The organism is Winogradskyella forsetii (assembly GCF_013394595.1).
Taxonomy (GTDB): domain Bacteria; phylum Bacteroidota; class Bacteroidia; order Flavobacteriales; family Flavobacteriaceae; genus Winogradskyella; species Winogradskyella forsetii.
In genome coordinates this window covers 3,644,467-3,657,266 of the sequence record NZ_CP053348.1, presented here as the reverse complement: position 1 = coordinate 3,657,266, position 12,800 = coordinate 3,644,467, and the positions used below count along the sequence as shown (strand labels likewise).

The 12,800-nt window shown below is 35.2% G+C and carries 11 protein-coding genes; 10 read left to right on the top strand and 1 reads right to left on the bottom strand.

Translation table 11 applies throughout. The annotated features are described in order from the left end of the window. Positions 1–160: 160 nt before the first annotated feature. The 10 genes from HM987_RS15775 to HM987_RS15730 all read left to right on the top strand — a co-directional run bounded on the left by HM987_RS15775 (position 161) and on the right by HM987_RS15730 (position 11,880). Complete coding sequence (locus tag HM987_RS15775) at positions 161–1,513, top strand: glycoside hydrolase family 28 protein (RefSeq protein WP_306293670.1); 1,353 nt, start codon at positions 161–163, stop codon at positions 1,511–1,513. Between the two features lie 120 nt (positions 1,514–1,633). After that, positions 1,634–2,584, top strand: a complete 951-nt coding sequence (locus HM987_RS15770; RefSeq protein ID WP_179008990.1) for an alpha/beta hydrolase — start codon at positions 1,634–1,636, stop codon at positions 2,582–2,584. Continuing rightward, positions 2,581–3,597, top strand: a complete 1,017-nt coding sequence (locus HM987_RS15765) for a DUF4861 family protein (protein WP_179008989.1) — start codon at positions 2,581–2,583, stop codon at positions 3,595–3,597. Before HM987_RS15770 ends, HM987_RS15765 begins: the two co-directional genes overlap by 4 nt. Next, a complete protein-coding gene (locus tag HM987_RS15760) occupies positions 3,597–4,016 on the top strand; it encodes a cupin domain-containing protein (protein WP_179008988.1) in 420 nt (139 codons plus the stop codon). The genes HM987_RS15765 and HM987_RS15760 overlap by 1 nt, the downstream gene beginning before the upstream one ends. Positions 4,017–4,025: 9 nt before the next feature. After that, entirely contained in the window at positions 4,026–5,255 is a 1,230-nt protein-coding gene (locus HM987_RS15755) for a glycoside hydrolase family 88/105 protein (RefSeq protein WP_179008987.1), read from the top strand. 86 nt (positions 5,256–5,341) lie between these two features. Further along, the gene (locus tag HM987_RS15750; RefSeq protein WP_179008986.1) at positions 5,342–6,385 is read left to right on the top strand and encodes a Gfo/Idh/MocA family oxidoreductase; all 1,044 of its coding nucleotides are present in this window, start codon (positions 5,342–5,344) and stop codon (positions 6,383–6,385) included. Continuing rightward, the gene (locus HM987_RS15745) at positions 6,382–7,992 is read left to right on the top strand and encodes a glycoside hydrolase family 43 protein (protein WP_179008985.1); all 1,611 of its coding nucleotides are present in this window, start codon (positions 6,382–6,384) and stop codon (positions 7,990–7,992) included. Before HM987_RS15750 ends, HM987_RS15745 begins: the two co-directional genes overlap by 4 nt. Positions 7,993–8,179: 187 nt before the next feature. After that, positions 8,180–10,198 (top strand): pectate lyase, encoded by a 2,019-nt coding sequence (gene pelA / locus HM987_RS15740; protein ID WP_218645596.1) that lies wholly within the window; start codon positions 8,180–8,182, stop codon positions 10,196–10,198. Beyond that, positions 10,185–10,964, top strand: coding sequence for a rhamnogalacturonan acetylesterase (locus HM987_RS15735; protein ID WP_179008984.1), 780 nt, complete (start codon positions 10,185–10,187; stop codon positions 10,962–10,964). The genes pelA and HM987_RS15735 overlap by 14 nt, the downstream gene beginning before the upstream one ends. A 1-nt stretch (position 10,965) precedes the next feature. Then, positions 10,966–11,880: an alpha/beta hydrolase gene (locus tag HM987_RS15730; RefSeq protein WP_179008983.1), complete on the top strand. Its 915-nt coding sequence runs from the start codon at positions 10,966–10,968 to the stop codon at positions 11,878–11,880. Between the two features lie 687 nt (positions 11,881–12,567). On the opposite strand, the gene HM987_RS15725 is transcribed toward HM987_RS15730, so the two are convergent. After that, positions 12,568–12,732, bottom strand: a complete 165-nt coding sequence (locus tag HM987_RS15725; RefSeq protein ID WP_179008982.1) for a hypothetical protein — start codon at positions 12,730–12,732, stop codon at positions 12,568–12,570. Between the last annotated feature and the right edge of the window lie 68 nt (positions 12,733–12,800).

Here is a 12,800-nt window from a genome sequence, read left to right as displayed (position 1 = left end):
CGATTACATAAATTAAAAATAATTTTAAAAAATGGTTCTATTATTTAGGTTTAAAGATCTCAAAAATCGAGGGTTTATCAATAGTTTGCTGTTTGGTTTTGTGATTTTGTCTTGCGCTTTGTTAGCTTGTAAAAATGAGAAGGAGGCAAAAACAACATCAATGAAAGGACCTTGGGAGGCAATGAACGAAGTTGTAGCTAGTGTTAAAGTACCTGAGTTTCCAGATACTGTTTTTAATATTATGGACTATGGAGCCCAGCCAGATAGTGTTTCTTATAACACTGAAGCTTTCAAAAATGCAATTGCTGCATGTGCAGAAAAGGGTGGCGGAAAAGTTTTGGTTCCTAAAGGGAAATACCTAACAGGCGCTATACATTTAGATAATAATGTCAACTTACACTTAGAAGAAGGAGCGGAAATTTTGTTTAGTACCAATCCAAAGGACTACTATCCCTTAGTAGCGACATCTTATGAAGGTGTGGAATTGATGAATTATTCTCCATTAATTTACGCCAACAAAAAATCCAATATTGCCATTACCGGTAAAGGTGTGTTAAATGGCCAGGCAAGCAATGAAAACTGGTGGAAATGGGTTGGCAAAGAGGCGTATGGCTGGAAAGAAGGGATGCCGCAACAAAAGGACAGTCTTAATCTTCCAAGGTTAATGGAGATGGGACAAAATGGAACACCTTTAGATGAGCGTGTTTTTGGCGAAGGGCACTATTTAAGACCAACCTTTTTGCAGCCTTACGAATGTAATAGTGTTTTAATTCAAGGTGTAAAAATCATCAATGCACCGTTTTGGATTATTCATCCATTTAAATCAAATAATGTTATCGTTGACGGTGTCACAGTCGAAAGTCATGGCCCTAACAACGATGGTTGTGATCCAGAATATTCTAAAAACGTAATCATCAAAAATTGTACCTTTAATACTGGTGACGATTGTATCGCTATAAAAGCAGGAAGAGACGCAGAAGGTAGAAGAGTGGCTATTAAAAGCGAAAATATCGTCGTGCAAAATTGTAAGATGATTGATGGTCATGGTGGTGTTGTTATCGGTAGCGAAATGTCTGCTGGAGTGACTAATGTATATGTTGAAAATTGCGAAATGAACAGTCCAAACCTGGACCGAGCTATTCGTTTAAAAACCAACTCCAGAAGAGGCGGAACAATTGATGGTGTATATGTAAGAAATGTTAATGTCGGACAAGTAAAAGAAGCGGTGTTAAAATTAAACATGCATTACGCAACCTACACCAACCAAACTGGAGAGTTTATTCCCGTAATTAAAAATATACATCTCGAAAACGTGAAAGTTCAAAATGGCGGTTATTATGGTATTTTGGCAAAAGGTTATGAAGAGTCCCCAATAACTAACGTGACCTTAAAGAACGTGATTATTGAAAAGGTAGATGAAGCTTTTTCTCTAGAACATGTCTCTAATTTAAAACTTATAGACACTTATATTAATGGCTCATTAATGCAAAGCCCACCAAAAATTAAAGAATAAATCTAAAAATTTAAATGGATAACCCCCTTAAGCAAATTGATTAATAGCAGGAATTTGTTTTCAAATAAGCCTGATGAAAATGATCAGGCTTGTTTTTTTAATTTTAAAGCAAAATCAATCATGTATAAGATAGCCATACTTTACCTTTTCTTAATGTTGAGCTCTTCAACCTTGTTTGCTTTACAAAATATTCAAAAAGACACCTCTTATACAGTTAATAATTCATATCACAAATACATAAAGAAGTTTCCTCAGATAGACATTGTAAAACCACAAAATTTTGAAAAAGTATCTGAAATTGAGAATATTATATATAAAACATTAGAAAATAGAAGGCTGTATCTTGATGCTTTTATGAATACTTCTGAAAATAATCCAGCAGTGATTTTGGTACATGGAGGAGGCTGGAAATCTGGAGATAAATCCCACATGAAACCCATGGCAGAATACATCGCCTCAAAAGGCTATTCATGCTTTGCCATAGAATATAGATTATCCGACGAAGCACAATATCCGGAAGGCATTTATGATGTTAAAGAAGCTATTCAATATATTAAATCTAATGCAAAAAAATTTCATATTGACACGACGAAAGTTGCTGTTCTAGGAACGTCTTCTGGAGCACAGATGGCAACCTTGGTTGGGACAACCAACCACAATCCGAAGTTTGAACAACAAACAGAACATAGCTCATCAACCGCTGTGCAAGCTATTGTGAATTTAGATGGCGTCGTAGCATTCATTCACCCTAAGTCCAGTGAAGGAAAAATGGCAAGTTGGTGGCTGGGTGGCACATCAAAAGAAAAACCCGAAATCTGGAAAGAAGCTTCAGCATTGACACATGTTGATAAAAACACACCGCCAATTTTATTCATCAGTAGTCAGTACGAACGTTTTCAAGCAGGACGTGAAGAGATGATTCAAATTTTAGACAAACACGATATTTATAACCAAGTTGAAAATTTTCCAGACAGTCCTCATACGTTTTGGTTATTCCATCCTTGGTTTACTGACACCGTAAATTACATCACAACATTTTTAGACAAAACACTTAAAAATAATAAAGAATGAAAACACTAAAATTTATAATCGCGCTATGTTGCGCCACTTCAATTATAGCTTGTAAATCAGAGAAAAAAGAGGAAAATAAAGAAGATATTTCAATAGAGAAAGAAGTGGTGGAAACATCAAAAACATATGCTGAAATTTCTATAGCAGAAGGAGGCAAATGGATTGATGGCACGAGAGGTCATGAAGAATATGATGGTGGTACTTCATTCAAAAATGTTCAAGAATTGCGAGTTCCAGATAATCACACCGACCATTCTTGGTACATACGTTATGAAGGTCCTGGTTGGGAAAGTAATAAAATAGGTTACCGATTATATTTAGATTGGCGAAATGCAATTGATATCTTCGGAAAAAAGACCGACACCATGGTGTTGTCTAAAGTCGGTCAAGATGGTTTTGATTCGTATCATGAACCTGAACCTTGGGGACAAGATATCTTAAAAGTAGGTAGCGGATTAGGCATTGGCTCTTTAGGTCGTTTGGTCAATGAAAAAGTAATGCACTTTAAAGATGTTGATTCTACATTTGCTTCTATAGAAAATAATGCTACCGAATCTTCTGTAACTATAAATTATATTGGCTGGAAAACGGATGATGACAAAATCGATTTAGAATCGACATTAAGTATTAGTCCAGACCAACGGTATACAAAACATACCATTCAGCCTTCAAAGGCTATTGAGGGAATTGTTACAGGAATCGTAGATCATGGCGTCAATTATTTCACAAAGGAAAGCACGAATAAAAAATGGGCTTATATTGCCACTTATGGTGAGCAGACCTTAGTACCTGACGATTTAGGAATGGCGATTTTTTATGAAGTTGAAACCACTTCCGACATCAAAAAAGGGGAAGATGATTATTTAATCGAGTTTAAACCGACCACAAATCCAGTTTCATTTTACTTTTTAGGAGCTTGGGAACAGGAAGTTGATGGCATTAAAACAGAGGAGGAATTTTTAACTTATTTAGATGGCTTGCTTTCAGAATTGAATTCAAATAATTCATTATAATGAAGACTGCAATTAAAACGATTTGTGTATTTCTGCTTCTATTGAATTTTCAAATAACTCATGCACAAGACAAAACATTTACCATTGAGGAATGTGTAAACACATTTTCCAAAGACAAAGCCATTCCCACAAAAGTGGGCTATCAATATTGGTTTGCAGACAAAGATTTTTTAGACGGAAGAACGCTTAAGATGAGCGTAGTGGCACCAGGGAAATCAACTCATGCGCCACATCAGCATCCTGAAGATGAATTTTTCTATGTATTAGAAGGTAAAGCAAAGTTTTATTTAGATGGAAAAGAAATGGTAGTTGAAGCAAATACAAGCTTGTATTGTCCATCCAACAGCATGCATGGTATTAGCAATGTAGGTGATACAGATTTAAAATATTTAGTCATTAAGAAATACGAAAAACAATAAATAATCGAAATGAAAAATTTAACACTCATTATACTATTAGCATTGAGCTTTTTTACCAGTTGTAAGGAAGAAAAGAAGCAAACCCAAACAGAAGAAGCGCCTAAAGCTGAAATGGAAATTTCAGATACGATCAAATGGTCCGAACGTATGGCACTGTCGGAAATTAAACGTTTTCCAGATCCAACATTGCTCGATTTCAGAAAAAAACCAAATTGGAGTTATACCAACGGATTAGTATTGCAGGCCATGTCTAGAGTATACGATCAGACCAATAACGAAAAGATATATGATTATATCTATGAGTATGCCGACAGAATGATTAACGAGGATGGCTCTATAAATTCATATAAACTAAGTAATTACAATTTGGATATGATCAAGTCTGGAGACGCCATTTATTATGTGTATAATCAAAAACAAGAGCCAAGATTTAGGAAAGCAATGGATACACTTCATAAGCAGTTAGAAGGTATGCCAACAACATCAGAAGGTGGTTATTGGCACAAAAAAAGATATCCTAATCAAATGTGGTTAGATGGTGTGTATATGGCAGAACCGTTTCACGCTAAGTACACAAAAGCATTTATGGAAGGTGATGAAGTTCAAAAAATGTATGATAAAATCGTCCTTCAATTCGATTTAATTGAAAAACATAGCAGAGACCCAGAAACTGGATTATATTATCACGGATGGGATGAAAGTAAAGAACAAAAATGGGCCAATAAAACCACAGGATTATCACAGCATTTCTGGTCTCGTGGTATGGGTTGGTACGGCATGGCATTAGTTGATGTGTTGGATTATTTACCGGAAAATCACGAAGGCAGATCAAGAATCATCAAGTATCTTAACCAATATGCGGAAGCAATTGTAAATTACCAAGATGAAAGCGGAACCTGGTATCAAGTCCTTAATTTACCTGAAAGAGAAGGCAATTATCTCGAAGCCACAGGAACAAGCATGTTTACATATACTTTAGCAAAAGGCGTGAACAAAGGGTACCTTCCAGAGGTCTATATGGAAAATGCAAAAAAAGGATTTCAAGGTATATTGGATGAATTTATTTCAGTTGAAGACAATGGCGTCGTTAATCTCAACAAATGTTGTGGCGTTGCAGGTTTGGGAGGTGATCCTTACAGAGACGGATCGTTTGAATATTATATTGGTGAAATCATTAGATCTAACGATCCAAAAGGAACTGGGCCTTTTATTATGGCTGCTTTAGAATTGGATAAATAAAATAATTTCAAACAGTCAGTTCCAAGGTATAAGTTCCCGAAAACTTTTCGGCATCATAATGGTATCTAGAACTAAATCAAACTCAAATGGCATTAATAACTACAGCGTTGTGTTCTTTCGGGATGAGCGGACATCTGTTTCACGCCCCATTTATTGATGTGCATCCTGACTTCAATTTATATGGTGTTTTAGAACGGACTAAAAATCTGACCGAGAAAAAATATCCAAATATTATAACGTTTCGGTCCTTGGAAGCATTGCTTCAAGACGATAACATTGATTTAGTCATCGTAAATACACCAAACATCACCCATTACGATTTTACCAAAAGAATAATTGAAGCTGGAAAACATGTGGTCGTCGAAAAACCGTTTACGGTAACTGCTGTTGAAGCTCAAGAATTAATTGAATTAGCAGAAAAACATAAGGTTAAACTTTCAGTATATCATAACAGACGTTGGGATAGTGATTTTAAAACTGTCAAAAAAATTGTTGGACAAGGGGTTTTAGGTGACATTGTTGAAGCAGAATTCCATTACGACAGATTTGAACCAGAATTAAGCTATAAAACCCATAAAGAAACAGCCACAGAAGGTGTAGGCAGTTTATACGATTTAGGCTCGCATTTAATTGATCAAGCATTACAATTATTTGGTATGCCAAAACGTGTGTTTGCTTCTCTCGATTCGTTCAGAGAGAATTCTGAGGTAGGCGATTATTTTGATGTTAAATTGTATTACGATTCTAAATATGTGACTTTAAAATCAAGTTATTTTGTACGAGAACCACTTCCTGCTTATAGCATTCACGGTACAAAAGGGTCGTTTATAAAATCGAAAGCCGATATTCAGGAAACGGAACTTCAGAAAGAATTAAAACCTAACACCAATAATTGGGGCGTTGAACCTGAATCTGAAAAAGGCCTTTTACATATTATGAAAGAGGGTAAGTCTTATAAACAATCTGTAAATACAGAAATTGGCGATTATATGACCTATTACGATGGAATTTCAGAAGCTATTTTGAATAACAAACCCTTACCAGTTTCAGCTAATGAAGCAAAACAAGTGATACAAATTATTGAAGCCGCAATTAAAAGTAATCTTGAAAAACGAGTTATTGAATTATGAAGCATATTTTAATCTTAATACTTACGCTTAACCTTTTGAGCCTTTCAGCTCAAGATAAATTTGTATCAAACGTTTGGGTGTCCGATAATGGAGATGGCACATACACGAATCCAATTTTGCATTCAGATTTTTCAGATCCAGATGTCGTTAGGGTTGGTGATGATTATTATATGACGGCATCCTCATTTACCTGTTCGCCAAGTTTGCCCATCTTACATTCTAAGGATTTAGTGAATTGGGAATTGATAAATTATGCATTGCCAAAACAAGTTCCGTTAGATGTTTTTAATAGACCGCAACACGGCAATGGCGTTTGGGCACCTTGCATTCGCTATCATAAAGATGAATATTACATCTATTATCCAGATCCAGATTTTGGGATTTATATGATTAAAACCAAAGACCCAAAAGGAACTTGGTCAGAGCCTGTTTTGGTAAAAGGAGGTAAAGGACTCATTGACCCAACACCACTTTGGGATGATGATGGAAAAGTATACTTAGCCTATGCATTTGCAGGTAGTCGTGCCGGAATTAAAAGCTTATTGGTGATTGCAACCATGAATGCAGAAGGCACCAAAACCAATGATGATGAGGTTATGATTATTGATGGACATAAAGACGAATCGACTATTGAAGGGCCCAAATTTTATAAACGAAATGGGTACTATTATATTTTTGCACCAGCTGGAGGCGTTTCTACGGGCTGGCAAACCATTTTAAGATCAAAATCCATTTACGGCCCTTATGAAAAAAAGAAAGTTTTGCATCAAGGTAATACAGAAATTAACGGTCCGCATCAAGGGGCTTGGGTAACGACTCAGACAGGTGAAGATTGGTTTTTTCATTTTCAAGATAAAGGTGCTTATGGTCGTATTGTACATTTACAGCCGATGACATGGAAAAACGATTGGCCAGTGATGGGAGTGGATCAAAATAATGATGGTATTGGAGAGCCTGTTGCCAAATTCAAAAAACCGAATGTTGGTAAACCTCATCCAATCGTTACACCACCAGATTCGGATGAATTTAACCAACCCAAGTTAGGTTTACAGTGGCAATGGCAAGCAAATCCTGAAGTGTATTATGGGTTTCCAACGTCTATGGGACATTTTACTATGTATTGCAGGCCAAAGCCAGATGATGTCGTTAATTTGCATCCAGTTTCCAATTTGTTATTGCAAAAATTTCCAGCGGAAGAATTTACAGCAACAACAAAACTAACCTTCAATGCTCGGCACGATAATGAAGAAGTGGGTTTTTTGATTATGGGATTAGATTACAGCTATATTCGATTAAAACAAGAGGAAGGGAATTTGTTTCTATCTCAAGTCATGTGTGAAGATGCTGATAAAGATAAAGCCGAAACTGAAACCGATAAAACTAAGTTAGACGCTAATACAGTTTACCTTCAAGTTAAAGTTAGCAAAGGTGCACTTTGTGAATTTTTCTATAGTTTGGACAATAAAAACTTTAAACCCATAGGTACTAAGTTCAAAGCCAGGGAAGGCAAATGGATAGGCTCTAAAATAGGCTATTTAGCTTTGCGTGAAGGTGTTATTAATGACTCAGGCAGTTTGGATATTGATTGGATACGGTTTACAAAATGATAAAAAATAAGTTTTCGATAACGCTTGTATTGGAGGTAAAGCAATTCAGCCATGATACGCTATAATAGAAAATAGAAAAGGTGAACTTTGACTATTCAAGATCCTTTGTTTGTAATTATCTGGGTGATGTGTCTGAAGTTAGAAACAAAGAAGATTGAGATTTTAACAAATTTGAAATTAAAATAATATGCCTATAAAAAACTTAAAACTAATGGTTTTCTTAGCCTTCACTTTAGTTGTCGGTTCAAATGTATATGCCCAAGTCCATAATCAATCATGGAGAAAAATTATCCATAAAAAAGAAGCTTCATGGTTTGCTACTTCTGAAGCCAAACAAATCGCAGAAAATGTATTGCTTTATCAACGAAATATTGGTGGCTGGCCAAAAAATGTACAGATGCATCATTCACTTTCAAAAGCACAAAAGGAAGAATTATTAGCAAAGAAAATAACAAATGAAGGTGCCACAACAGATAATGGCGCGACCATTCAAGAAATGGTGTTCCTGTCAAAAATATATGCACAAACGAAAGATGAAACCTATAAAAATGCCTTTTTAAAAGGACTGGATTATATTTTAGAAGCACAATACGATAATGGTGGTTGGCCACAATTTTATCCACTTAAAAAAGGCTATTACACGCATATTACGTACAACGACGATTCCATGATTAACATCATGAATTTGCTAAAAAACCTAAAAGACAATGCCGATTATTATGCAATAAAACCCTCAAAATCCCAATTAGAAACAATAAACGAGGCGTTTAAAAAAGGCGTTGATTGTATCCTCAAAACACAGTACAAGCAAAATGGCGTATTAACCGCTTGGTGTGCACAACATGACGCAATTACATTAGAACCTGCAAAAGCTAGAGCTTATGAGCTGCCTTCGTTAAGTGGCGCAGAATCTGCCAATATCACTTTACTCCTAATGTCCATAGAAAATCCTTCCAAGGAAATCATTACGGCTATCAACAGTGCGGTTGCTTGGTTTGAAAAAACTAAAATTACTGGATTGAGAAAAGAGAGGGTTTTTAATGATGCAGGCAAAACTATAAGTAAAAAAATGGTGCCTGATGAAAATGCGCCAGCTATTTGGGCACGTTTTATGGAGTTGGATGATAATACGCCTTTTTTCTCTGATAGAGATGGCATTAAAAAAGCGACCTTAGCCGAAATCGGAGAAGAGCGCCGAAATGGTTATGCCTGGTATAAAAGTGACCCTCAAAAGGTATTGGATCGTTATCCAGCATGGAAGAAAAAATATAATCCTTCAGACATAAAAGGGCCAAAAGATGGGTTTAATATGGTCGTCGCACAAGACGGAAGTGGCGATTATACATCTATTGTTGAGGCTATAAATAACACTAAAGCCTTTCCGTATGATAGAATAACCATTTTTGTAAAGAATGGTGTGTACAAAGAGAAGGTGAAAATCCACGAGTGGAATCAAAACCTAGCTTTAGTAGGTGAAAGTAAAGAACATACCATCATTACTTACGATGATTATTTTAATAAAATAGGTTTAGGTAGAAACAGTACGTTTCATACCTACACGCTTTTAGTGGAAGCGAACAATGTGCTGCTTAAAAATTTAACTATTGAAAATACGTCTGGCGAAGTAGGACAAGCAGTGGCACTATCGGTATTTTCGGATGAAGTTGCTATAGTTAATTGCAAACTTTTAGGCAATCAAGATACCTTGTATGCCTCAGGAAAAGGGAAGCAGTATTATAAAGACTGTTATATTGAAGGCACCACCGATTTTATCTTCGGAAGTGCAACTGCTTTTTTCGAAAATTGCCAAATTCACAGTAAAAAGAATTCCTATATAACAGCAGCTTCGACATCGAAAGATTCACTCTTTGGATATGTGTTTAAAGATTGTAAACTTACAGCGGATGATGGTGTGGATGAAGTTTACTTGGGAAGACCTTGGCGCATCTATGCACAAACCGTATTTGTAAATTGTGATTTAGGAGACCATATTTTGCCCGAAGGTTGGCATAATTGGTCTAAACCAGAAGCTGAAAAAACCACGTTTTATGGAGAATATAAAAATTTTGGTAAAAGTTTTAAACCAGAAAAAAGGGTCAGTTGGTCACATCAATTAAAAAAGCGTGAAGCTCAAAAATACTCGCTTAAAAACGTATTGGGTAACGATAAAAAAACATCTAAAACAGAATGGTATGAAACATTTTAAAGCCTATTTTCTTTTAATTTTAGTGGTATTTCTATCGTGTAAAGAAGAAGAAAAGCCGGCTGAAACAGAACAACAAAAACAGAACATTACCATTTACACCATCGGAGATTCGACGATGTCAGATAAAATTAATCCAGAAGAAAATCCTGAACGAGGATGGTGCCAACTCTTACCACAGTTTTTGAACGATAAGGCAACGGTGAAAAATCATGCAACGAACGGTAGAAGTACTAGAAGTTTCATCGATGAAGGGCGATGGGACTCGGTTTACAAACAATTGGAAAAAGGTGATTACGTGTTTATTCAATTTGGACATAACGACCAAAAATTGACGAATCCTCAACGCTATACCAATCCACATACAGCGTACAGACATAATTTAATAAAGTTCGTAGAAGAAAGCCGTGAAAAAGGCGCCATACCAATTTTATTCACCTCTATAGTGAGACGAAAATTTAACGAAGAAGGAACTTTAATTGATACACACGGCGCTTATCCATTGGAAACGCGTTTGGTAGCACAAGAATATGATGTACCATTTATCGATCTGTTGTATATAACCGAAAAAATGGAAGAGTCCTATGGCGTTGAAGGCTCTAAAAAATTGCATTTACACTATAAACCAGATGAAGTTTCATATTTTCCTGATGGGAAAGAAGACAATACACACTTGTCCGTTTTCGGAGCTACAGAAGTCGCAAAATTAGCCGTCAATGCTTTAAATGAAAAAGTTGAAGGTTTTGAGGCTTTCACTAAAACCAATTAGCATGACATTAATTTCAAAATATATACTATTTATAAGCTGCTTTTGTTTCCTCAGTTGTTTTGCTCAAAAAGACCGTGAAGTCATTCAACTATGGAGCGATAAAATTCCAAACGCCATAGAAAATTCCGGATTTAAAGAAATTGAAATCATAAAAGACTCTGTAATTTCTAGTTTAGAGCAAGTCAGTATTCCTACATTAACAGTTTTTAAACCAGAAGAACCAAACGGAACAGCAGTCATTATTTGTCCAGGAGGTGGTTATCATCATTTAGCAATCCATAAAGAAGGCTATAAAGTAGCTGAGTGGTTAAACACACTCGGCATCACGGCTTTTGTTTTAAAGTACCGATTGCCAAACGATGCCATAATGAAAGATAAAAGCATTGGCCCATTGCTAGATGCTCAACGAGCAATGCGATATGTAAGACGTACTGCAGATAATTGGAGTATCGACAAAGCTAAAATAGGTGTCATGGGTTTTTCAGCTGGAGGTCATTTGGCTGCAACATTATCTACTCAATTTGATAAGGAAGTTTATAAAGTAGAAGATAAAACTAGTGCAAGACCAGATTTTTCAATATTGATTTACCCAGTGATTTCGATGAAAGATACAATAACACATCAAGGGTCTAAAGTCAATTTATTGGGAGAAACACCATCAGAAGAAACGATTGAAGTATTTTCTAACGAAACACAAATTGATGCTAATACACCAACCACTTTTTTAGTACATGCTACTGATGACAAATCGGTTCCTGTAGAAAATAGCATTCAATATTACTTAGGTTTGAAACAGTACGATGTTCCTTCAGAAATGCACATTTACGAAACAGGTGGCCACGGTTTTGGTTTGGGAAGAGATGAGACTGCTCACTCTTGGACTAGAGCTTGTTCTGAATGGTTGAAGAACAAATGATAGGATTCGATATTGATAATAGCATCAGTTTCTCTTAAAATAATTATTCAAGTTGTACAAGTTTTGAGATTTAAAGCTTAAAAAGTATGATAGGATACTGCTCGGGTAAAATTCAATAAGAATAGTTGAATTATTTTCTATGAATTCAAATTTTTTTACATTGAGCAAAAACTAGGTACTTCTATAATCGATGATGTTCTTATTTGACAATTTGATGGTTTTATGGTTAAATAGTAATTTGAAAAGCGACAAATACGAAATAGAGGAGGAATCCAATTTTATAGCTGTTTTTGTCTTATAGTTTCTTAAGAATTTAAGCTATTCTTTGCAATAGTATTTTGTTGATTGAATAGCGATATGAAAATGGTCATAAAATCTTTTTTGAAAATAATCATTACCATTTTGATCTATTTGAATTTATGGACACCAACATATTTTGGTTGACCAATAATTGCACTAGTTTGGCTTCCGTATAATTGAAGTGATCTAAATTATAAATGATGAAAAAAGATTCATTTGCCTTGGAATCTTTCCTTACGCGTCACTAGAAAGGTACACTGCTTACAATAAAAAGGTTTTACCCTAAAATTATTCGACTAAAATTCATTACAAAAATTTTAATATTTTTTCTGAAGTTTTCAAAATATTTGCATTTATACGAATAAAGCGTTCTTATATTTATGCTTCTTAAAAACAGTTGAGATTTAGTGTTAACTCGCTTTCGCTAGCAATCCATGAGCCATGGAATGTTGCTTCTATCAAATAAGAATAATTGTTTTTTGCCGAAAACACAACAACACGGTCTAACAGATCTTCAATACGAGTTAAAACACCTATAATAGTATTACTCATTATTTTAATCGTTAAGATTCATTTATTATTTTAAATTTGCATTCCACAAAAACTTTACTATTTTTATT

Bases quoted from the DNA above. Each gene is read 5' to 3' on its own strand.
- HM987_RS15775 (WP_306293670.1), top strand. From the start codon at position 161: ATGAAAGGACCTTGGGAGGCAATGAACGAAGTTGTAGCTAGTGTTAAA.
- HM987_RS15770 (WP_179008990.1), top strand. From the start codon at position 1,634: ATGTATAAGATAGCCATACTTTACCTTTTCTTAATGTTGAGCTCTTCA.
- HM987_RS15765 (WP_179008989.1), top strand. From the start codon at position 2,581: ATGAAAACACTAAAATTTATAATCGCGCTATGTTGCGCCACTTCAATT.
- HM987_RS15760 (WP_179008988.1), top strand. From the start codon at position 3,597: ATGAAGACTGCAATTAAAACGATTTGTGTATTTCTGCTTCTATTGAAT.
- HM987_RS15755 (WP_179008987.1), top strand. From the start codon at position 4,026: ATGAAAAATTTAACACTCATTATACTATTAGCATTGAGCTTTTTTACC.
- HM987_RS15750 (WP_179008986.1), top strand. From the start codon at position 5,342: ATGGCATTAATAACTACAGCGTTGTGTTCTTTCGGGATGAGCGGACAT.
- HM987_RS15745 (WP_179008985.1), top strand. From the start codon at position 6,382: ATGAAGCATATTTTAATCTTAATACTTACGCTTAACCTTTTGAGCCTT.
- pelA (WP_218645596.1), top strand. From the start codon at position 8,180: ATGCCTATAAAAAACTTAAAACTAATGGTTTTCTTAGCCTTCACTTTA.
- HM987_RS15735 (WP_179008984.1), top strand. From the start codon at position 10,185: ATGAAACATTTTAAAGCCTATTTTCTTTTAATTTTAGTGGTATTTCTA.
- HM987_RS15730 (WP_179008983.1), top strand. From the start codon at position 10,966: ATGACATTAATTTCAAAATATATACTATTTATAAGCTGCTTTTGTTTC.
- HM987_RS15725 (WP_179008982.1), bottom strand. From the start codon at position 12,732: ATGAGTAATACTATTATAGGTGTTTTAACTCGTATTGAAGATCTGTTA.